Raw genomic sequence first — 21,100 nt, 5'->3', positions numbered from 1 at the left:
CACCGTTCAAAACCGTGCCAGGCACTTGCCACCATCGGCTGGCTCCCCTCTGAGGGGGTCCATCGGCCATTGTCTGCGCCGATGGTGACGATGATGGCATTGCGCGGCACCGGGGCCTGCGGTTAGTCACGGCACAGGCTGTCGATGTCCCCCGACACCGGCACCTTGCCTTGCGCGAGCAAGCTGCGGTGCTTGTCGATGCGCTTGAGGTCGTACAGGTAATTCACCATCAGCCCGTACGATTGTTTCAGTCCTTTGCTGGACGGGTCTCCCGCCCAGTTCAGGCGTTCCACCCGCGCTCCGTTGCCCAGGTGGAAGCGGGCCACCGGGTCCACTGGCTTTCCGTCCTGCAGCTCACGGGCCAGGTAGCGTGCGGCGCACTCCATCAGCATCTGGCGCACGGGCGATCGGGCATCGAGGTCGGTGGCCTTGTCGAGCGCAGCCAGCAGATGGGTGGCCTGCGGGGGTTCGAAGCCCACGGCCCGGCCCAGCTCGGTGCGGCGCTTGTCATCCAGGCGCTCCAGCATCGCACCGGCATGCTTGCCCAGCCAAGCGCGGAAACCCGGAATCGGCGACAACGTGGCAAAGGTGCGCAACCGGGGAAATTCGGCCGTGAGGGTCTCCACCACATGCTTGATGAGTGAATCGCCAAAGCTCACACCACGCAGCCCGGTCTGGGTGTTGCTGATCGAATAGAAAATCGCCGTGGTGGCCCGCCCGATGTCAGCGGGTGCCGCCGCTTCGTCGAGCAAAGGCGTGATGCTGGACGAGATTTTGTCCACCAGCGCCACCTCCACAAAGATCAGCGGCTCGTTGGGCAAACGCGGATGAAAGAAGCCGTAGCAGCGGCGGTCGCTGTCGAGCCGGTTTTTCAGATCGGCCCAGCTGCGGATGTCATGCACGGCCTCGTACTTGATGAGCTTTTCGATCAGCGAAGCGGGCGAGTCCCACGACAGGCGGCGTAGCTCCAGAAAGGCCACGTCAAACCAGGTCGAGAACAGGTGCTCCAGCTCGGCATCCAGCGCCAACAGGCGCTTGTCGGACTTGAGCAGGGGCAGCAGCTCGGCACGCATGTCCAGCAAGAACCGCATGCCTTCAGGGAACGCAGAAAAACGCTGCAGCAGCCGCGTGCGCGGCGACACCAGTGCGCGGCGCAGGCTGATCTCGGCCTGGCCTTCTTCGGCCGTGCCAGCCGCCGCTTCGTAGCGTTGGCGGGCCGATTTGAAGCGCGTGGCGTCGGGGGCGAACTGCTCGCACATCAGCAGCCACATATCGCGGCGCTCTTCGGGCTCGGCCTTGGCATACCACTCGGCCACGGCCTGGGCGCGGCGGCCACCTTCGATCTCGCTCACCTGCGGGGCCACCACCTCCTGCAGGTCGGCCAGCAGGCGGCGCAGCGCGCGGGGCGACAGAGCCTCCTGCCCGCGCCGCAGCGTGGCCTGCAGCCGCTCGTTGGTGGAACGTGGCACGGCGACCTTGGCCACCACATCGGTCACCGATTTGTCGAGCCCGGCGCGGGCCGGTTTGTCGGCCGCCTTCTCGCTTGCCTTGTCGCCGGTTTTGTCAGCGGGCTTGTCTGCGGCGGGCGCTGCCGTGCGCAGGCGCGACACACTGCGGGTGATCCATTCGGGGGTGCTGTTAATCATGGGGTGAGCCTCGATTGCTGGTTGCGGGCTACGTCGCGCAGCGCATCGCGCTGGCGCAACAGATGGTTGCGCATGGCCTCTTCAGCGGCATCGCAGTCGCGCGCCTTGAGCGCGGCGAACACTGCCAGGTGCTCGGCCAGGCTTTGCTGCAGGCGGCCGGGCACATGCAGCGTTTGCGCCCGGGCCAGGCGCAGGATCTTTCGCAGGTCGCCAATCACCTGGGCCAGCCAGCGGTTGTCCGCCAGTGTGATGAAGGCCTCGTGGATGGCGTAGTTGGCTTCGTAGTAGTCGGCGATCAGGCCTTCGGACGCAAATTGCTGCAGCCGCTGGTGCAACACGTCGAGCGCGGCAATGTCTGCCGCCACCGCCTTGCGTGTGGCCTCATGCGCTGCGCGGCCTTCAAGCAGTGCGATCACCGGGAAAAGGTCATCCAGGTCGCGTTCGGTGATCTCGGCCACAAAACATCCCCGGCGTGGCTCGTGGCGCAGCAAGCCCTCAGCCACCAGCACTTTGAGCGCCTCGCGCAGCGGCGTGCGCGAAATAGCGAGCCGCTCACACAAGGCCGCTTCGTCCAGAAAACTCCCGGGGGGCAAGGCGCCCGCAAAGATTTGCTCGCGCAGGCGCGACGCGGCTTCGTCGTGCAGTGAGTTGGGAACCGGGCGCATGGTGCGGGTGAAACTCCAGAGTGATCTTCAACGGCGGGCGGGCAGCAGACTTGCAGCTTTTGCCGCCAACGTGCTTCCAAGTGCCTGTAAATAGATGATTTTCTTGCGGAAGACTGTAATTTCTCATAATTACGCAAAATGACAAGAGGCAAATACCCGAATCCGGGTGCCGTTGGGCAAAAAACAGTGTCTTGCGGCGGTTGCGCAACATCCAGTAGGCGAAGGCAAGGGCATGCGCGCTTGGCCCGCTGGCGCGCCTTGGGTACGGCCCCAGGGCCAAGCGGACAAAGGCAAGGGATCAGGCGCACACGCGGCGTGCCGTTCTGCGACTCCTCCTACGGCCCATTCCGGCCTATTCGTTATGGCAGCACACCCGCTGAAAACACCCCATCCCAGCCAAAAACATGGCTCGGCCAACCGCCGTGCCAGACACGTTCACCGCGCTCAGACCTGTCGATTGGCGGTGACACATCCGTTCGCGCACCTCTCCCTACAATGGCCCGAAAGGAGGCGCCAGAATGCCAGGAACAATGCACTCGAACGACAGCATGGTGCGGCGCACAGCGCTGCTGGTATTGGTTGCGGCGCTGTCTGCATGCGGCGGGGGTTCGTCCAGCAGCGACCCGCCTGTCGAACCCAGCGGGCAGGTCATCAACTCCACGCTGCGGTCCGAATCAAACGGCTTTACCTACGCCATCCAGGTTTTCCTGCCCCAGTCGTACGCCACGGGCACTACCATGCTGCCCGTCATCTACGCCACTGAAGGCGACGCACCCTACGGCGCAGGTGGACCCGGGGGTACGGCAGTCTCGCGATTTGAATCCTTCAAGCAGGTGATGCAGCGGCGAGGCACCCAAGCCATCCTGGTAGGCATCGGCGGCACATCCCAGCGCGGCACGGACTTTCTGCTGCCCGGCGCCACGCGCTACCTGAACTTCATCACCAAGGAACTCGCGCCTGCGATTGAACGCCAGTACCGCGCCGATCCCAAGCGCAGGGCGCTCTCGGGCCTCTCCCATGGCGGCTACTTCGTTGTTGCGGCCCTGGTGCTGGAGGGCACTGCGGGGGCGCTGAGCTTCTCGCACTACCTCTCTACCGAGTCCAGCTTCGGGGCACACGCGGACCCCGCCGCCTACCGAGCGTTTGAAAAGCAGCTCGATGGCAAGGCCCTGCCTGCCACGCTGTTCCTCGCTGGCGCCCGCAGCAGCAATGGGTCCGTTGTTGTCACGCCCTTGTACACACAGATGGCCGCACAGACCAACCCAGGACTGACCTTGCTGAAGGCCGAGTACGAAACCACCCACGTGGGCGCCGATGTGCCGGCGTTCGAAGAGGCGCTGACGCGGTTTTTCCCGTAGATCAAGCGGCCCCCCCCCCCCCCTGGCAAGGCACCGGGCGCAAAGGCCAATATGCTACATTTTTTATAGCTACGTACGCTTATCCATCAAGCGCTAGAGGCCATTTTTACTTGATTTTTTGCCTTACCACGGGCTGGCGCTGCGCCCAGACCCACAGCAGGACGCCCGCTGCAATCATCGGCACGCACAGCCACTGGCCCATGCTCATACCCAAGGACAGGATGCCGAGGAACGCATCGGGCTCGCGAAAGTATTCGGCAATAAAGCGGAAGGTGCCATAACCCACCAGGAATGCGGCGGCCACCTGGCCCTGGCGACGTTCTTTGCGCGCATACAGCCACAGCAGGATGAACAGCAGCAAGCCCTCCAAGAGGAACTGGTAAACCTGCGACGGATGGCGTGGCTGCAGGGAACCGCTGTGTGCAAACACCATGCCCCACGGCAGGTCCGGGCTGGCAAAACGGCCCCACAGTTCGCCGTTGATGAAATTTCCCACCCGCCCTGCGGCCAAACCCGTGGGCACGCAGGGCGCCACAAAGTCGGCCACCTGCAGCCAGGGGCGCTTGCGCGAATGTGCGAACCACAACATGGCCACGATCACGCCCAACAAGCCACCGTGAAAGGCCATGCCCCCTTGCCACACGGCAAAAATTTCCAGGGGGTGACTCAGGTAATACGCAGGTTTGTAGAACAGGCAATACCCCAGGCGCCCCCCCACCACCACACCCGCCACCCCCAGGAACAGGATGTCTTCCACGTCCTTGCGCGACCATGCGCCAGGGCCGGTGATGGAGGCAAACGGTTCGTGCCGCAGGCGCCGGATGCCCAGCAGCATGAACAGGCCAAAAGCCGCAAGATAGGTCAGGCCGTACCAGTGGATGGCCAGCGGGCCGATCTGCAGGGCGACAGGGTCGATGTGGGGATAAGTCAGCATGGGGGCGATTGTGCACGCGCAGCACTACCCTTTCAGGGCGCTGGCCTGCACCTCATGGGCCACAAAGTCGATCCACCGGGCCAGTGCGGGCGGCACAGTGGCGCCCCAGACCAGGCTGGTTTCGCATACAGGCGCCAGGGGAGACTTGCCGCCCAGCTGCCGGTAGACAACGCCCGGCCGCTGAAACTGCTGCACGCTGGCAGGCACCCAGGCCAACCCCAGGTCGGCCGACACCAGGTTGACGATGGTCTGCATCTGGATGGCCTCCTGGGCCACCTGCGGCACCTGCCCCGCTGCGTGGTACAGCGCCACGATCGCGTCGTACAGCGATGGCAGGATCGGGCGGGGGAAAATCACCAGAGGCTCCCGCAGCAGGTCAGAGAACCGGACGGTGGGCGTGCGCGCCAGCGGGTGAAGCTCAGGCAGCGCAAGCACCAGCGGCTCTTGCGCCACACACAGGCTTTGCAGGGCAGGTGGCGCCTGGCCGGGCGTGTGCAAAAGCAGCCCGGCATCAATCTCCCCCCGCTCCAGCGCCTGAAGTTGCACGTCGCCCGTCGCCTCGATCAATTCAAGCCGCACCCCGGGCCACTGGGCCCGGAAGGCTCGCACCCACTGCGGCAGCATCCCAAAACCCACGGTCGAGACAAACGCCAGACGCAGCCGCCCCACCTCGCCCGCTGCCGCCGCGCGCGCCTGTGCAGGGAGTGCCTGGGCGCGGTCGAGCAAATCCAGCACCTGCGGCAACAGGGCAGCCCCGGCCGGAGTGAGCTGCACGCTGCGTTTGGTGCGGTCGAACAGTTGAAGGCCCAGCGTGCGCTCCAGCCCGGCGATGGCCTGCGTGAGCGGCGGTTGTGTCATGTGCAGGCGCTGCGCCGCGCGGCCAAAGTGCAGCTCCTCAGCCACTGCGGCAAACTGCCGCCACAAACGCATATCAATGAATGGCTCTTTCATATGCTGTACATATTAATCGCCCTGTACAAATGGATTGGATGGCGCCCACCAATCGCCGCATACTCGCGGCTGCGAAAAGTTTCTCCACCCACAAGATTCGCTCCACGAAGGAAAACACACCATGGCAGACAACAAAGTCATCCCGATCCAGCCCATCAACCGCCGCAGCGCCAACATCACCCAGGGCAAGTCGCGCGCACCCAACCGCTCCATGTACTACGCCATGGGCTACGAGGAAGGCGACTTCGTGAAACCCATGGTGGGCGTGGCCAACGGCCACAGCACCATCACGCCCTGCAACAGCGGCCTGCAAAAGCTGGCCGATGCGGCCATCGCTGGCATTGAGGAAGCGGGCGGCAACGCCCAGGTGTTCGGCACACCCACCATCAGCGACGGCATGGCCATGGGCACCGAAGGCATGAAGTACAGCCTGGTCAGCCGCGAAGTCATCAGCGACTGCATCGAGACCTGCGTGGGCGGCCAATGGATGGACGGCGTGCTGGTCGTAGGCGGCTGCGACAAGAACATGCCAGGCGGCCTGATGGGCATGCTGCGCGCCAATGTGCCCGCCATCTACGTGTATGGCGGCACCATCCTGCCTGGCCACTACCAGGGCAAGGACCTGAACATCGTCAGCGTGTTCGAGGCCGTGGGCGAGAACGCCGCCGGCAAGATGAGCGACTTTGACCTGAAGGAGATCGAAAAGCGCGCCATCCCCGGCACGGGCTCGTGCGGCGGCATGTACACCGCCAACACCATGTCCAGCGCCTTCGAGGCCCTGGGCATCAGCCTGCCCTACTCGTCCACCATGGCCAACCCGCACGACGAAAAGATGAACTCGGCCAAGGAATCGGCCAAGGTGCTGATCGAGGCCATCAAGATGGACCTGAAGCCGCGCGACATCGTGACCAAGAAGTCCATCGAGAACGCCGTGGCCGTCATCATGGCCACGGGTGGCTCCACCAACGCGGTGCTGCACTTCCTGGCCATTGCCCACGCAGCGGGCGTGGAATGGACCATTGACGACTTCGAACGCGTGCGCGTGAAGACCCCCGTGCTGTGCGACCTCAAGCCCAGCGGCAAATACCTGGCTGTGGACCTGCACCGCGCAGGCGGCATCCCGCAGGTCATGAAGATCTTGCTGAACGCAGGCCTGCTGCATGGCGACTGCATCACCATCGAAGGCAAGACGATTGCCGAAGTGCTCAAGGATGTGCCGGACGAGCCGCGCGCCGACCAGGACGTGATCCGCCCCATCAGCAACCCGATGTACGCCCAAGGCCACCTGGCCATCCTCAAAGGCAACCTCAGCCCCGAGGGCGCTGTGGCCAAGATCACGGGCCTGAAGAACCCCGTGATCACCGGACCGGCCCGCGTGTTTGACGACGAACAATCGGCACTGGAAGCCATCCTGGCCGGCAAGATCAAGGCGGGGGACGTGATGGTGCTGCGCTATTTGGGCCCCAAGGGCGGCCCCGGCATGCCCGAAATGCTGGCCCCCACTGGCGCGCTGATTGGTGCTGGCCTGGGTGAAAGCGTGGGCCTGATCACCGACGGCCGCTTCTCGGGCGGCACCTGGGGCATGGTGGTCGGCCACGTGGCGCCCGAAGCGGCAGCCGGTGGCACCATCGCCTTCGTGAACGAAGGCGACAGCATCACCATCGACGCACGCCAACTGCTGCTGGAGCTGAACGTGAGCGAAGAAGAGATCGCCAAGCGCCGCGCAGCCTGGACGGCCCCCGCACCGCGTTACACGCGCGGGGTGCAGGCCAAGTTCGCGTTCAATGCATCGAGCGCCAGCAAGGGTGCGGTGCTCGACGCGTATTGAAGTCCAGCGCTTTCAAAAAGCAAAAGCCCGCCGCTCCCGGCGGGCTTTTTTTTGCTGCAAAGACCATGGCATCCGCGTTGTGTGCCCCCGCGTGACTTGCGTCTTAAAACCCGCGCCGCCTCGACCGCCACCGGATCCAGCCGCCCGCCAAAGCTCTCAATGGTGCGGTCAAACGCCAGGACCAGCTTGCGCGCATCAATCCCACGTCCTTTCGCACGGCCGCCGTCACGGCGGCCTCACGGGCCGCTACATCCCGCACCAGCCGAAGTAAGGTCACCCGTGTACGGTCTGCAGGTGAGGCACTGGGCGAGCCTGGGTTCACCGCATCTTCTGGCGCCGAGGCTTCCACACCAGCCGCGATGTCGAGGATGTCGAAAAAGGCCAGAGGCTGCTCTGCACAGGTGGTCACCATCAGGCCCCAGGGCTCATGCACATCGATGCCCTTGGGGCCACCCTCGCGCGGGTTGTGGTGCCCCCGCTCAAACACAGCGTCATCCAGCACGCGGAACACGGCATTCGGTTCGGCCAGGCTGCACCACCCGGAAGGATCTCGGTGAAACACGGCCACATGGGGGGCGCCAGCATCCGCCACCAGAAGAATGCGCCCGCCCGCCAGGAAACACAGCCCATGGGGGTAGCTGACGCCACGCAGTTGTGCAGCAGGCGCGTTGCCAGGCGCAAGAAACTCATCGTTGCGGTAGAGCGCGACAATGTGGCGGTCGTGGTTGCTGACCGCCACCCATTCAGCATTGAGGTCCAGCGCCACACCATCCGGAACCTCCAGCCCGTGCTGCATGAGAAGCTGCGCATCCAGATGGGAAAAACCGGCAGCAGCGTTCAGCAGGTGATGGGTCACGTAATGGGAAAAGCCGTTGCACACCCACAGCTCGTGCAAGCCTGCGCCCAGATCCCGTGCGCACAGGCTTCCTGGGGTGCTCAGGAGCTCCGTCTCCTGCTTGCCGATCACGGACAGGGGCTCCAACGTGTGCAACGCGGTCAGACCATCCGCCGGGGGAATGTCGAACAGCGATACATTGCCCTCCCGGCTCGCGACCGCGATGATGCTGTTGCTGATCCAGCACAGGCCATGAGGGCGCTGGAGGCTGGTGGACGCGACCTCCACGGCATCCGTCAGGTAGAGCACCTTCTGCCCGTTTTCAAACTGGCAGTCCATCCCCACGACCAGCACCCTGTCGAGGGTGATGGCAGCAAGCGCCACACGACGTCCGTCGGGCGACCAGCTCACATCTTCGGTTCGCCCCATGGACGAAATGGCGTCCAACACCTCTGCGGGGCCAATGCATGCCAGTCTCATGGCGAAACTCCTTGCTGGATGTTGTGAAACGCCAAGGCATCGTCCACACTGCCATCCATCACCACGCATCCATCTTTAAGGACCAACGCTCGGTTGCAAAAGCTCTTGAGAATGACCTCGTTATGGGATGCCAGCACCAGAATGGAGACCTGCTCGATCAGCCCGTTGATGCGCTCCTTGGCCTGGCTGAAAAACTTCGCATCACCAGCACCAATCATCTCGTCCATGAGCAGAATATCGGGAACCACGCTCGTGGAAACGGCAAACGCCAGGCGCAGCAGCATGCCCTGTGAGTACGTCCTGACCGGCAACTGAAGATGCTCGCCCAGCTGTGTGAATGCCTCTACCGAGGGTATGAGGCCCATCGCCTGCTTGCGCGTCAGACCCATCACGATGCCCCGCATGATGATGTTGTCGTACCCAGTGGCATCGACATCCATGCCCAGCATGATGTCTGTGAGCGCTGCAATCCGGCCACTGAAGGACAGCTCGCCTTGCATGGGCTCATAGACGCCCGAGAGCACTCGCAGCAGCGTGGTTTTGCCAGCGCCGTTCGAACCAATCAGGCCAACCCGATCCCCCTGACGCAGCAACAGGCTCACATCACGCAACGCATGCACGCTGACCTGCCGCAAACCGCTGGCCTCCACACGGGCCTTGTCACGCATAGGAAGCCCCAGCACCGTATTGAGCAGGCCCCGTGACCGCGTAGTGAACACGGGAAAGTCGATGGATACGTTGGACAACTGGATATGGGCCATCTTGGGATACCGAAGGGTGGCGGCGCCTACAGCCAGTACACAATCCGCCGCCGAATCGCGACGTACTGCCAAAAGAAAATCAAACCCAACAGCAAGACCACCCCCACTGCGGCACCCCAGGTCTGCAGGGCGGGGACCTCTCCCATCAAGGGGCTGCGCGTCAGGTCCAGGAAAAGCGCCAATGGATTCAGGCGCACCACCCACTGTGCACGTTCGGTCAGCTGGTCAGGCACCCAAAGCACGGGGGTCACAAAAAAACTGACCTGCATCAGGCTGCCCAGGGCCACCGTCACGTCACGAAATCGGGCCGCAAGCCCCCCCAGAATGGCAACCACAAAACTGGCAGCCAGCAAAGTCAGGGCGGTGGCGCCAAGCAGCGCCCCCCACTGCACAGCCCCCAGCCGCCCCGCCCACCACAAGACGGCCAACACAATAACAGCGCTGTGCAGCATCAGGATGGAGCATCGAAACACGGTGCGGAACACAAACGCCATCTTGGGGTAAGGCGTCTGCTTCAAAAACGCGTCCGAGCCGATATAGGTCAAGCAGCCCTCGTTGATCAGCGCGCTGAAATACCCGAACAGCACATGCCCAGCACAAAAATACGGCAGGTACCACTCGGCCGGGTACTTGAACAGTTGGGCGCCGATCAAGCCAAAAGCAACGATGAAAATGGCCGTGTGCAGCGTGATCCAGACAGGCCCCAGAAAGGTCCGCCGATACTGCTTGGCGACATCGTTCCAGCCCATAAAACACCAGAAGCGCCACGCCACCATGGCGCTCCAGATGTCAAACCCCAACAATTGAACTTGCCTCTGACGCGCAGACACGGGGGGATTGGCGGTTGAATGAGCCATCACAGCAATATCAAGCCATCGACTCGTAGACGCGCAGGGTTTTTTCTGCGCACGCTTGCCAGGTGAAAGCGCGCACGCGATCACGCCCGCGCGCAACCAGTTGGCCCGCCAGTTCTGAGTTCTCGGCAACTCGGCGCATCGCATCCGCAAGTTCGTCGATGCGCAGAGGATCAATCAGCAAGGCCGCATCCCCCGCAACCTCCGGGATGGAGGTCGTGTTGGACGCCACCACCGGCACCCCCGCCGCAAAGGCTTCCAGAACCGGCAGTCCGAATCCCTCGTGGAGCGACGGGAACACCAAGGCCGTCGCACGCTTGATAACCACCTGAAGATCAGCATCCGGCAAGTGCTGCAGCCAGCGGACATGTTTGAGCGCGCCCCCGGTGAATTGGGCGACAACGTCTTCGCACCCCCAGCCCGGTTTGCCGACCACCACCAACGGAAACTCCCGCTGCAGAGGCTCGGGCAGGCTGGCGTGTGCCAAAAGCAGGCGGCTGATGTTCTTGCGCGGCTGCAGGGTACCGACGCTCACAAAATAGCGGTCTGGCAATGCATGCCGATCCCGCACGGCTTTTTCCACGGACTCATCGACCGGAGCAAACCACTGCGGACCTACACCCAGAGGAATGGCAGTGATCCGCTCTTCGGGCAGGCGGAAGTGCGTAGCGATCTCCTGGCGGGAGTAATTGGAAATCGTGATGACCTGCTGCGCCCAGAACGCAGTACGCCGCCACAATTCGTTTTTCAGGCCCTTGAACCGGTATCGGACCCACTCGGGGTGAGAGAGCGGGATCGCATCAAAAATCGTCGCCACCACCGGCGTTCCACGCAAGCGCGGGACCAGATGGTCGGTGGCATGGATGACATCAATCCCCGAGCAGAGCGCGCGGCGCACCCTGCCAAAGTCCACCCCCGGCAGCGTGGCGGCCAGGGCCTGCCGCGCAAAAGGTCCAAAGGACATCGCAGGTGTCGCGCCCTGCCAGAGGCTCGCCGGAGCATCGAACAGATACGGCTGCAGTTGCGCTGACGGCGGCATGGCAGCCATCAGCTCCCGGGTGTAGGTACCAATGCCATCCACACCACCCTGCTGGACAGTACGTGCCAGCACGCTGACGCCAAAAGCTACCCTCATCGGGCCACCTCACACAGCAGCCAGCAGGGCGCACAGTAGTGGTTCACCATCATCGGGCCCCGGGATAAGTGCGCCGCAAGTCTGCTTCCACCATCATTCGACAGATCTGCTCTACGGAGGTGCGCGCCTCCCAACCCAGTTCGGCCCGGGCCCGGGAGGCGTCGCCCACCAGGATATCCACCTCTGCAGGGCGAAAGAAACTGGGATCCACGCTCGCCACAACGCGCCCCGTCCCCACATCCACGGCCACTTCCGAAGCAGCGGCACCCGCAAACTCCAGGGATATGCCAGTAACCGAGAACGCCATACGCACAAAGTCGCGCACGGTCTGCTGGCGGCCGGTTGCCAGCACGTAGGTACCAGGCCTGTCTGCCTGCATCATCTGCCACATGCCTTCGACGTACTCGGCCGCAAAACCCCAGTCGCGACGCGCATCCAGGTTGCCCAATTCGAGCACCCCCCTTTCGCCATGGGCCATGCGGGCCACCGCATTCGATATCTTGCGTGTCACAAATTCACTTCCCCGAAGGGGGCTTTCATGGTTGAACAGAATGCCGCTGACGGCATACATGCCATAAGCTTCCCGGTAGTTGATGGTCATCCAGTGGGCAAACAGCTTGGACACCGCATAAGGGCTGCGCGGACAAAAGGGGGTGGACTCGCACTGCGGCGTTTGACCCACCCCACCGAACATCTCTGAGGAACTGGCCTGGTAGTAGCGTATGTGGGGGTCCACCAGCCGGACAGCTTCCAGCAGATTCAATGCACCTTGGCCATTGACCAGCGCCGTAGTGGTCGGAGCGTCAAAACTCGCTCCCACAAAGCTCTGTGCCGCCAGGTTGTACAACTCGTCCGGACGGAATTTTTGCAGAAGTGCAATGGCAGAGCCGGGGTCCGTCAGATCAAAATCAACCAGCAGCAAATGGGGATGGCCCACCACGCCCAGTTCGTGAAGGCGCCAGGTATTCACACTGCTGGTGCGTCGATGGGTGCCTATGACCTGGTAACCCTTGTTCAGCAGAAACGCTGCCAGATAGGCGCCATCCTGCCCGGTGACACCCGTAATGATGGCCGTCTTGCCACGTGCAGCGATGATGGGCTCTTTTCTGTAACACAACCTTGCCATACCCGCCCGAGGATCGGAGCGAAGACCGGCGGCTGCAGAGTCTTGGAGTCAACGAGGCTTGCGCGGGCGCATGCCCAGGGCTTCCTTGTTCTTGTTGATCCGATCCTGCTTGCGTTGCTCCATCTTTTCCATGGCTTTACGTTTCGTATATCCCGTGGAATCAGCCCAGGCCCACCATAAGGCCGTGGCACCAAAAGGCGCCAGCACCCACCACCAGGACCAGGCGGCCACGGGTCCAACCTCGAAATACTTCAATGCCAGAAGCAACAGTGAAAGACCCAGCAGGTACATCGCGATCTCCAGAAAAGGCCGAAACCGCCCGGTTGACCCCGGACAAATCCCTGTCAACCCAAGCCACTACAATTCCATTAAAGAACTGTAACTCAACCACAGGAATTCCCACCATGAAGCGTACCCTGATCACCCTTGCCATGACGCTGTCGGTTGCGGCACCCGCCATGGCCGATCTGGCCTTGGCAACCTCGAAGAACTGCATGGCTTGCCACGCTGTGGACAAAAAGCTGGTGGGCCCTTCGTACAAGGATGTGGCTGCTAAATACTCCGGTCAGAAAGATGCTGTGGACAAGCTGGCCGCCAAGATCGTCAAGGGCGGCGCGGGAGTGTGGGGTCCAGTTCCGATGCCTGCCAACGCACAGGTCAACGATGCAGAAGCCAAGAAGCTGGCTGCGTGGGTGCTGACGCAGAAGTAAATCGCCTCAAACTCACCCCGGGGGCGGCATAGCCCCTTGGTGAAAGGCCGCGCCACGCACTGTGACGCGGCCTTTATAGTTTCTAGAACCTGTTTTGCTTTTCAGGGCGCGGGCAAATTGCAGGACACAGCAACGAAAAACTGCGAGCCCCTCTGATCACACCCGAGAAACGACCGGCACCGCCTCCAGCCCGCGCGTTCGCAGCTGGTGCTCAAGCTGCCCCACATACGCTGCGGTGGAATTGTCGGACTCAGTGGCACGCGCTGCCAGGTGCGCTTCCAGTTCATCCAGCCGCGCCAACACAGTGGCGTGCGCCTGCTGGTGCTGAGCATCCAGAAAAGCCCGCAACTCCGTAAAACGCGAGGCTTCCGCCTTGTCCGCCAGTTCGCGCTGGACCTGCATTTCCTTGGTATGACGTCGCGTCTCCATCAATACCGAACCCTGGAGCGACAAGACATAGACGATAAAAAAGATGCCCAGCAAGCCCGTAAGGCCCAGCATGATGAGCCCCAGCGGAGCCTCAAAGACCACAATGCCGAGCGATACCAGGGACGGTGCGGCCAGAGCGGGCCAATTGAGGGCGGCGAGTGCAGCAATGGCCAAAACCGTCACCCAAAGAACGATGGAACGCAGATGCATGAAAACCTCCTGTAGGCAGCGCCCAGGCGAAGATCCGCAAGCGCCATGCGCCGTTGTAACGCATGCACGGGCCGTCACCGACCGCAGGCGGGAGATTTCAGGCGGTGTCCTACAAAGAGAACTAGGGAGGCGCGGAGCCCTAGGGATTCTCTGCACGAATCGAGCGGAAAGCGTGCGCTGCGGATCGGGATGGACTGCAAGGCGCAAAACGCAGCAATAGCCGCAGCTATTGCGAGGTTTTGCAACGCCGCAGACCGCCCGAGACCGCAGATGCACACGGCGCGCCGATTCGTGCAGAGGAGCCCGAGAGCGCCTCACAAGTGCGGAGGACCAGCGACGGGATTGTGTGGCCCCATCACATCGCTACGCGACGTGAGTGTCCCCAAACCCCGCAAGCGCTGCGCGCTGGCGCCGTTACACGGCGCCTTCTGGATCAGTTGGTCTGAGCCAGCTGATCCAGGATTGCGGGGTTTTCCAACGTGCTGGTGTCCTGCGTGATGGCCTCGCCCTTCGCGATGCTGCGCAGCAACCGGCGCATGATCTTGCCGCTGCGGGTCTTGGGCAGGTTATCGCCAAAGCGGATGTCCTTGGGCTTGGCGATAGGGCCGATTTCCTTGGCGACCCAGTTGCGCAGTTCGTTGGCAATCTGCTTGGCTTCTTCGCCCGTGGGGCGGGAACGCTTGAGCACCACGAAGGCGCAGATGGCTTCACCGGTCACATCGTCGGGGCGGCCCACCACAGCGGCCTCGGCGACGAGGTCGGTCTTGGACACCAGGGCCGATTCGATCTCCATCGTGCCCATGCGGTGGCCCGAGACGTTCAGCACGTCATCGATGCGGCCAGTGATGCGGAAGTAGCCCCGATCGGCGCTGCGCACCGCCCCATCCCCCGCCAGATAGTAGCCCTTGAGTTCTTCGGGGAAGTAGCTCTTCTTGAAACGCTCGGGGTCGTTCCAGATGGTGCGGATCATGCTGGGCCAGGGGCGCTTGATGACGAGGATGCCACCCGAGCCGTTGGGCACATCGTTGCCCATTTCGTCCACGATGGCAGCGGTAATGCCGGGCAGGGGCAGCGTGCAGCTGCCGGGCACCAGCGGCGTGGCGCCAGGCAGCGGCGTGATGACATGGCCGCCCGTTTCGGTCTGCCAGAAAGTGTCCACGATGGGGCAACGCTCGCCGCCCACGTTCTTGTGGTACCACATCCAGGCTTCGGGGTTGATGGGCTCGCCCACGCTGCCCAGGATACGCAGGCTCGACAGGTCCGAGCGTGCAGGGTGTACCGCCTCGTCAGCTTCCGCAGCCTTGATGAGCGAACGGATGGCCGTAGGTGCTGTGTAGAAGATGGTGCACTTGTGGCGCTCGATCATCTGCCAGAAGCGGCCGGCATTCGGGAAGGTGGGAATGCCTTCAAAGATGATCTGCGTGGCGCCTGCAGCCAGCGGGCCATAGGCGACGTAGGTGTGGCCCGTGATCCAGCCGATGTCGGCCGTGCACCAGAACACATCGTCGGCGCGCAGATCGAACGTCCAGTCCATGGTCATCTTGGCCCACAGCAGGTAGCCGCCGGTGCTGTGCTGCACGCCTTTGGGCTTGCCGGTAGAGCCGCTGGTGTAGAGGATGAACAGCGGATGCTCGGCACCCACAGCCACCGGCGCGCATTCGGTGCTTTGCCCTGCCAGTGCTTCGGCAAAGGTCTTGTCGCGCCCGGCCACCATGTTGCAGGCCGTGGCCGTACGCTGGTAGACAAACACATTGCGGAGGGTGTCGCAGCCGCCCATGGCCAGGGCTTCGTCGATGATGGCCTTGAGCGGCAGCTCTTTGCCGCCCCGCATCTGGTAATTGGCGGTGATCACGGCCACGGCACCCGCGTCAATGATGCGCTCGTGCACCGCCTTGGCGCTGAAGCCGCCAAACACCACGCTGTGCGTGGCGCCAATGCGGGCACAGGCCTGCATCGCCACCACACCTTCGATGGTCATCGGCATATAGATCAGCACCCGGTCGCCCTTGCTCACGCCATGGGCCTTCAGGGCGTTGGCAAACTGGCTCACACGGGCCAGCAACTCTTTGTAGGTGATCTTGGTGACCGCGCCATCGTCGGCCTCAAAGAGGATGGCGGTCTTGTTCTCGGTGGGCGTGCCGATGTGGCGGTCCAGGCAGTTGGCCGAGGCATTGAGTTCGCCGTCGGCAAACCACTGGTAAAACGGTGCGTTGGATTCATCCAGCGTGCGCGTGAACGGCTTGGACCACTGCACGTTCTCGCGCGCCAGGCGCGCCCAGAAGCCTTCGAAGTCCTTGTCGGCTTCGGCACACAGCGCATCGTAGCCCGCCATGCCTGACACGCGGGCGGCTTTGACGATCGCATCGGAGGGAGGGAACACGCGGTTCTCAACCAATACGGACTCGATGGCGGATGTGGGCGCACTCATGGTGTTGTCTCCTGGGTCTGATGGAATTGGAATTGGGCGGTACTGTCGGCCGTGGCACTTACAAGCCACTGACTGGCACGAAGCTTACAGAATAGGCCACCTGCAACCAGGCGGAAGAGCGCTTGCGGATGAGGGGTGTCACGCGGCACCCCTAAAATCGCGCGACCCAAGATCCACCCTTCATTTCATGTCCCTCCCCAAAAAACCCGTCCCCCCGGCGCCCATGCGTCCCCTGCCCTCGCTGATTTTTGCCAGCCGGTGGCTGCAGCTGCCCCTGTACCTGGGCCTGATCCTGGCCCAGGCGGTGTACGTTTTCCACTTCTGGGTGGAGCTGGTGCATCTGATCGAGGCCGCTTTTGGCAACACCACCGCGCTCAAGAGCCTAGTCTCCAGCATTGGCTACAAGAGCGACTTCGAGGTGACCTCGCTCAACGAAACCATCATCATGCTGGTGGTGCTGGCGCTGATCGACGTGGTGATGATCTCGAACCTGCTGATCATGGTGATCGTGGGGGGCTATGAAACCTTCGTCTCGCGCCTGCACCTGGAAGACCACCCCGACCAGCCCGAGTGGCTGAGCCATGTGAACGCCTCGGTACTCAAGGTCAAGCTGGCCACCGCCATCATCGGCATCAGCTCGATTCACCTGCTCAAGACCTTCATCAACGCCGCCAACTACGACATCAAGGTGCTGATGTGGCAGACCATCATCCATGTGGTGTTCCTCCTCAGCGCGTTGGCCATTGCCCTGACAGACCGCCTGATGGCGCATTCCACACCGCCCGCGCGCCACTGACGGCGCCCTCCCCCCTCTGCACCCGAAAGAGGCTGCCCATTGCGGCCTCTTTGCTTTTTCTTGAGTGAAAATAGTTCCATCGCTTAACTGGCATTAATTTATAGCTACAAAAAATGTAGCAAATTAGATCGACATCTACTCCCAAATTTCTCCCCAATCGGGCGGCACAGTGCAGGCCATACCCACTTGCAGGAGAAATCCATGGACCGCAGCACCGCCGCCCAAGCCATCGTCGCACCCCTCGCCACCGCCACGCAGGCACCCACCAACCGCCGTTTTGCCCTGAACGCCCTGGGTTCCCTGGGCATGGCCACCCTGTTCGGCTGCGGGGGCGGAGACACCGAAACCACGGACACGACCGACACCACAGGTACAGGCACCGGAACGGGGACAGGCACGGGTACAGGCACCACAACCACCTGCTCGGTTGTCCCCGAAGAAACCGCAGGCCCCTACCCCGCCGATGGCTCCACGGCCAGCAACAACACCTACAACGTGCTGGCGCTCAGCGGCATCGTGCGCTCGGACATCCGCAGCTCCATCGGCTCGTCCACGCAGGTCAGTGGGGTGCCGCTGACGATCACCATCACGCTGACGAATACCAGCGCCAGCTGCGCAGCGCTATCAGGCTACGCGATCTACCTGTGGCACTGCACGCAGGACGGCAACTACTCGGTCTACAGCTCGAACAACATTGCCGACAACTACCTGCGCGGCGTGCAGGCCACGGATGCCAGCGGCACCGTGACCTTCACCACCGTCGTGCCCGGCTGTTATGCGGGCCGCATGCCGCACATGCACCTGGAGATCTACCCCACACTCGCATCGGCCAACAATGCGCGCAACAAGGTCAAGACCACGCAGCTGGCCTTCCCCACCGAGCTGCTCAGCAGCATCTACAGCGCCAATTCCGGCTACAGCGCCAGCGTGCGCAACCTGGCTTCCATCACCTTTGCCACCGACAACGTCTTCAGCGATGGCACCACGCTGGAGATGACCACGATGCAGGCCAACAGCGGCGGCGGGTACTCGGCCAGCATCACGATCTCGATTGCGGCTTGACTGAAAGCCCCCTTGAGTCGCCTTCGGCGCCATCCCCCGGAGGGGGACGCACCCGGTGGCCCGCCAAAGCCGGCTCTACGGGTGCACTGGCCTGGGCCGCGCCGGTTTCTGGCGGCGAATCCACTCATTGAACGCATTTCTTCACTACACCTACGGAAAAAACCATGACTTTGCACTCTCTTCGCCTCCACTTGCTGGCCCGCATGACCCTCGCGACCGTACTGGCAGCAACATCGGCCGCCCCTGTGCTGGCGCAATCGCAGGCCCGGCAAGAGCCGCCCGCTCCGCCGCCCGAAGCCTATGCCGCCTGCAAGGGCAAGACCGAAGGCGCCAGCGTGACGCTGACCATGCCCGACGGCAAATCGCTCGCAGGCACATGCCGCACAATGGGTGGCACCCTGGTGGCCATGCCCGCTGGCGGGCCTGGCGGCCCCGGCGGTGCAGGCGGCCCGCCCCCTGCCCGCTGACGACTCCTGCTGCCCCATCGATGCCCCACCTGACCCTGCACCGCAAAGCCTTCATCGCCCTGGCCGCCCTTCTGGTGGCCTTGTTGCTGATCTTTGCAGGCTTTTCGCGACTGGGCTTGCAGCGAGGCCTGGGGCCGTACGTGGCAGAGATCGAACTGGCCCGCATGGACTGGCTGGCCGAGCGCCTGCAGGCCCACCACACGCAGACGGGCGGTTGGGAGACCCTGCGCAACCAGCCCCGCCTCTGGGGCCAGCTCAGCCACCCTGGCAGCGGCCTGCGCCGATCAAACACCCAAGGCGCAGAAGGCACCCCGCCCACCGACCGAAGCGGTTCGCCCGGCATGCCCCCCGAACTGGCGAACGGCAACCCGGCAGCGGACCGCAGCATGCAGCAGCCCCCACCACCACCCCCCGATGGCGCCCCGCCCCAGGGCGAGCGCGGCGCGGGTGGCCCACAACGTCACCCCGACGACCTGTTCCCCCGCCTGGGTCTGGTGGACGCACAGCAACACCTGGTGGCTGGCACGGCGCCCCAGCCGGGTGGCGCGCGCCTGGCACTGACCGGAGCCGACGGCAAGACCATCGGCCAGCTGGTGCTGGCACCTCCACAGGGTGTGCGCAGCGAAGCCGACCAGGCCTTTCTGGCGCAACACCTGGGCTTTGTGGCATGGACAGGCCTGGCCGGGCTGGCACTGGCACTGCTGCTGTCGGGCTGGCTTGCACGGCGCTGGCTGGCCCCCGTCGAGGCCCTGGCCACCGGCGCGCGCGGCATTGCGCAGGGCCACCTGCACACCCGCGTGCCCGTGCACGGCAACGACGAACTGGCCCAGCTGGCACGCACCTTCAACACCATGGCCGAACAACTGAGCAGCATCGAGGCCAGCCGCCGCCAGTGGCTGGGCGACGTAGCCCACGAGCTGCGCACCCCCCTGGCCGCCATGCGCGCCGAAATCGAGGCCGTGCAGGACGGCATCCGCCCGTTTGACGACAAGACCGCGCTGCGCCTGCACCGGCAGGTGATGCGCCTGATCCAGCTGGTGGGCGACCTGCGCGCCAGCCTGGACGCGGCGGGCACCAGCGCGCCATCGGCCCAGGTGCCCGTGCACCCGCTGTCGCTGCTGAACGAGGCGCTCGCATCCATGCGCCCGCGCTTGGCGCAGGCGGGCATCGACGTGGACACCACCGGCCTGGACGCCCTGACCACGCAGGTTCCGGCGCAGCCTGCACCCCTGGTGCGGGGCGATGCGCAGCAACTGCACCAGGTGTTCTTGAACTTGCTGGAAAACAGCCTGCGTTACACCGACGCGGGCGGCCTGCTGCGCCTCTCGGCACGCCTGTTGCCACCGGCCGATGGAGCCGCCCAACTGCAGGTGCAGCTGGACGACAGCGCGCCCGGCGTGCCCGCGCACGAGCTGCCACGCATCTTTGACCGCCTGTACCGCGCAGAAACCTCGCGCAACCGCGACCATGGCGGCTCCGGCCTGGGCCTGGCGATTTGCCACGCCATCGTGCTCGCGCACGGCGGCACGCTGACGGCCGACACCTCACCCCTGGGCGGCCTGCGCATCACGCTGCAACTGCCACTGCTGGACAACCCCTCATGAGCCACCGCATCCTCGTCATCGAAGACGAACCCGACATCGCCGCCATCGTGGTGGACTACCTGCGCCACGCGGGCTACACCGTGGAACACCAGGCCGAGGGCCGCGCGGCGCTCGCCAGCATGCTGGCCGCGCCGCCGGACCTCACGCTGCTGGACATCATGCTGCCCGGCCTGGATGGGCTTGAAATCCTGCGCCAGGCGCGCCGCCACACCCAGCACCCCATCATCATGCTGACCGCCCGCGTGGAAGAGGTAGACCGCCTCATCGGCCTGGAGCTGGGCGCGGACGACTACATCTGCAAGCCGTTTTCGCCGCGCGAGGTGGTGGCCCGCGTCAAGGCCGTGCTGCGCCGCACCGCCGCCGCGCAGGAGCTACCGGCAGCCACCACTACGGTGGCAGCGCTGATGCTGGACGAATCGCACTGGCAAGCCACGTTGCACGGCACGCCGCTGGGCCTGACGCGGCGCGAGTTCCGCCTGCTGCAAGTGCTGGCACGCCAGCAGGGGCGCATCTTCTCGCGCGCGCAGCTTCTGGACCAGGCCTATGAAGACACCCTCGATGTGAACGAGCGCGCGATCGACAGCCATATCAAGAATCTGCGCAAAAAACTCAAGGCCGCCAGCGCAGACGGCAGCGACTGGATTCGTTCGGTGTACGGCGTGGGTTTTGCGCTGGACCCGACGGCGGCCGAGTGAGCCTGGCCCGATGGGCAGATTGCTACATTTTTAATAGCTATTGACGCTTATCCAATATGCGCAGGGGCCATTTTTAACCACGAGATAGTGGTGTGGCGGGCCGCCTATTCCGCCCCTGTCTCACCC

At 63.7% G+C, this 21,100-nt stretch carries 20 protein-coding genes; 8 read left to right on the top strand and 12 right to left on the bottom strand.

Annotated features, from left to right (window positions below):
• Positions 1 to 122 precede the first annotated feature (122 nt).
• Positions 123 to 1,646, bottom strand: coding sequence for a malonyl-CoA decarboxylase (locus tag KW832_RS07395; RefSeq protein WP_255577563.1), 1,524 nt, complete (start codon positions 1,644 to 1,646; stop codon positions 123 to 125).
• Positions 1,643 to 2,311 (bottom strand): GntR family transcriptional regulator, encoded by a 669-nt coding sequence (locus KW832_RS07390; protein WP_121508748.1) that lies wholly within the window; start codon positions 2,309 to 2,311, stop codon positions 1,643 to 1,645. The genes KW832_RS07395 and KW832_RS07390 overlap by 4 nt, the downstream gene beginning before the upstream one ends.
• A 518-nt stretch (positions 2,312 to 2,829) precedes the next feature.
• Between KW832_RS07390 and KW832_RS07385 the strand changes: the two genes are divergently transcribed.
• Entirely contained in the window at positions 2,830 to 3,669 is an 840-nt protein-coding gene (locus KW832_RS07385) for an alpha/beta hydrolase (protein WP_218299406.1), read from the top strand.
• Between the two features lie 106 nt (positions 3,670 to 3,775).
• On the opposite strand, the gene lgt is transcribed toward KW832_RS07385, so the two are convergent.
• Together lgt and KW832_RS07375 are read right to left on the bottom strand one after the other, a co-directional pair.
• Entirely contained in the window at positions 3,776 to 4,603 is an 828-nt protein-coding gene (lgt, locus tag KW832_RS07380) for a prolipoprotein diacylglyceryl transferase (protein ID WP_218299405.1), read from the bottom strand.
• Positions 4,604 to 4,627: 24 nt separating this feature from the next.
• Positions 4,628 to 5,554, bottom strand: a complete 927-nt coding sequence (locus tag KW832_RS07375) for a LysR family transcriptional regulator (protein WP_218299404.1) — start codon at positions 5,552 to 5,554, stop codon at positions 4,628 to 4,630.
• Positions 5,555 to 5,675: 121 nt separating this feature from the next.
• On the opposite strand from KW832_RS07375, the gene ilvD reads away from it, so the two are divergent.
• On the top strand, positions 5,676 to 7,382 hold the full coding sequence (gene ilvD, locus KW832_RS07370; RefSeq protein ID WP_121419613.1) for a dihydroxy-acid dehydratase: 1,707 nt from the start codon (positions 5,676 to 5,678) through the stop codon (positions 7,380 to 7,382).
• 103 nt (positions 7,383 to 7,485) lie between these two features.
• Here the strand turns inward: ilvD and KW832_RS07365 are convergent, their stop codons facing one another.
• The 6 genes from KW832_RS07365 to KW832_RS07340 are packed head-to-tail and all read right to left on the bottom strand — an operon-like array spanning position 7,486 to position 12,864.
• Entirely contained in the window at positions 7,486 to 8,697 is a 1,212-nt protein-coding gene (locus KW832_RS07365) for a hypothetical protein (protein WP_218299403.1), read from the bottom strand.
• The gene (locus tag KW832_RS07360; RefSeq protein WP_218299402.1) at positions 8,694 to 9,458 is read right to left on the bottom strand and encodes an ABC transporter ATP-binding protein; all 765 of its coding nucleotides are present in this window, start codon (positions 9,456 to 9,458) and stop codon (positions 8,694 to 8,696) included. The genes KW832_RS07365 and KW832_RS07360 overlap by 4 nt, the downstream gene beginning before the upstream one ends.
• A 26-nt stretch (positions 9,459 to 9,484) precedes the next feature.
• Positions 9,485 to 10,288, bottom strand: a complete 804-nt coding sequence (locus KW832_RS07355; RefSeq protein ID WP_218299401.1) for an ABC transporter permease — start codon at positions 10,286 to 10,288, stop codon at positions 9,485 to 9,487.
• Positions 10,289 to 10,325: 37 nt separating this feature from the next.
• A complete protein-coding gene (locus KW832_RS07350) occupies positions 10,326 to 11,447 on the bottom strand; it encodes a glycosyltransferase family 1 protein (RefSeq protein WP_218299400.1) in 1,122 nt (373 codons plus the stop codon).
• A gap of 49 nt (positions 11,448 to 11,496) precedes the next feature.
• Positions 11,497 to 12,573, bottom strand: a complete 1,077-nt coding sequence (gmd, locus tag KW832_RS07345; protein WP_218299399.1) for a GDP-mannose 4,6-dehydratase — start codon at positions 12,571 to 12,573, stop codon at positions 11,497 to 11,499.
• 48 nt (positions 12,574 to 12,621) lie between these two features.
• Positions 12,622 to 12,864: a TIGR04438 family Trp-rich protein gene (locus KW832_RS07340; RefSeq protein WP_055400492.1), complete on the bottom strand. Its 243-nt coding sequence runs from the start codon at positions 12,862 to 12,864 to the stop codon at positions 12,622 to 12,624.
• A gap of 113 nt (positions 12,865 to 12,977) precedes the next feature.
• Here KW832_RS07340 and KW832_RS07335 point away from each other — a divergent pair, with 113 nt between their 5' ends.
• Positions 12,978 to 13,283: a c-type cytochrome gene (locus KW832_RS07335; protein ID WP_055400490.1), complete on the top strand. Its 306-nt coding sequence runs from the start codon at positions 12,978 to 12,980 to the stop codon at positions 13,281 to 13,283.
• A gap of 156 nt (positions 13,284 to 13,439) precedes the next feature.
• On the opposite strand, the gene KW832_RS07330 is transcribed toward KW832_RS07335, so the two are convergent.
• Positions 13,440 to 13,922, bottom strand: coding sequence for a hypothetical protein (locus KW832_RS07330; RefSeq protein WP_055400488.1), 483 nt, complete (start codon positions 13,920 to 13,922; stop codon positions 13,440 to 13,442).
• Positions 13,923 to 14,355: 433 nt separating this feature from the next.
• Positions 14,356 to 16,350 (bottom strand): acetate--CoA ligase, encoded by a 1,995-nt coding sequence (acs, locus tag KW832_RS07325; RefSeq protein WP_218299398.1) that lies wholly within the window; start codon positions 16,348 to 16,350, stop codon positions 14,356 to 14,358.
• Positions 16,351 to 16,537: 187 nt separating this feature from the next.
• Between acs and KW832_RS07320 the strand changes: the two genes are divergently transcribed.
• The 5 genes from KW832_RS07320 (at position 16,538) to KW832_RS07300 (ending at position 20,974) form a co-directional block, all read left to right on the top strand.
• Positions 16,538 to 17,146: a TIGR00645 family protein gene (locus KW832_RS07320; protein ID WP_055400484.1), complete on the top strand. Its 609-nt coding sequence runs from the start codon at positions 16,538 to 16,540 to the stop codon at positions 17,144 to 17,146.
• A gap of 201 nt (positions 17,147 to 17,347) precedes the next feature.
• Positions 17,348 to 18,208, top strand: a complete 861-nt coding sequence (locus tag KW832_RS07315; RefSeq protein WP_218299397.1) for an intradiol ring-cleavage dioxygenase — start codon at positions 17,348 to 17,350, stop codon at positions 18,206 to 18,208.
• Positions 18,209 to 18,372: 164 nt separating this feature from the next.
• The gene (locus KW832_RS07310) at positions 18,373 to 18,675 is read left to right on the top strand and encodes a hypothetical protein (RefSeq protein ID WP_255577562.1); all 303 of its coding nucleotides are present in this window, start codon (positions 18,373 to 18,375) and stop codon (positions 18,673 to 18,675) included.
• Positions 18,676 to 18,695: 20 nt separating this feature from the next.
• The gene (locus KW832_RS07305; RefSeq protein ID WP_218299396.1) at positions 18,696 to 20,279 is read left to right on the top strand and encodes an ATP-binding protein; all 1,584 of its coding nucleotides are present in this window, start codon (positions 18,696 to 18,698) and stop codon (positions 20,277 to 20,279) included.
• Positions 20,276 to 20,974: a response regulator gene (locus KW832_RS07300; protein WP_121419604.1), complete on the top strand. Its 699-nt coding sequence runs from the start codon at positions 20,276 to 20,278 to the stop codon at positions 20,972 to 20,974. The genes KW832_RS07305 and KW832_RS07300 overlap by 4 nt, the downstream gene beginning before the upstream one ends.
• Positions 20,975 to 21,100 lie beyond the last annotated feature (126 nt).

The organism is Acidovorax sp. sif0632, assembly GCF_019218805.1.
Taxonomy (GTDB): Bacteria; Pseudomonadota; Gammaproteobacteria; order Burkholderiales; family Burkholderiaceae_C; genus Acidovorax; species Acidovorax facilis.
This window is presented reverse-complemented; position numbering and strand designations above follow the sequence as displayed.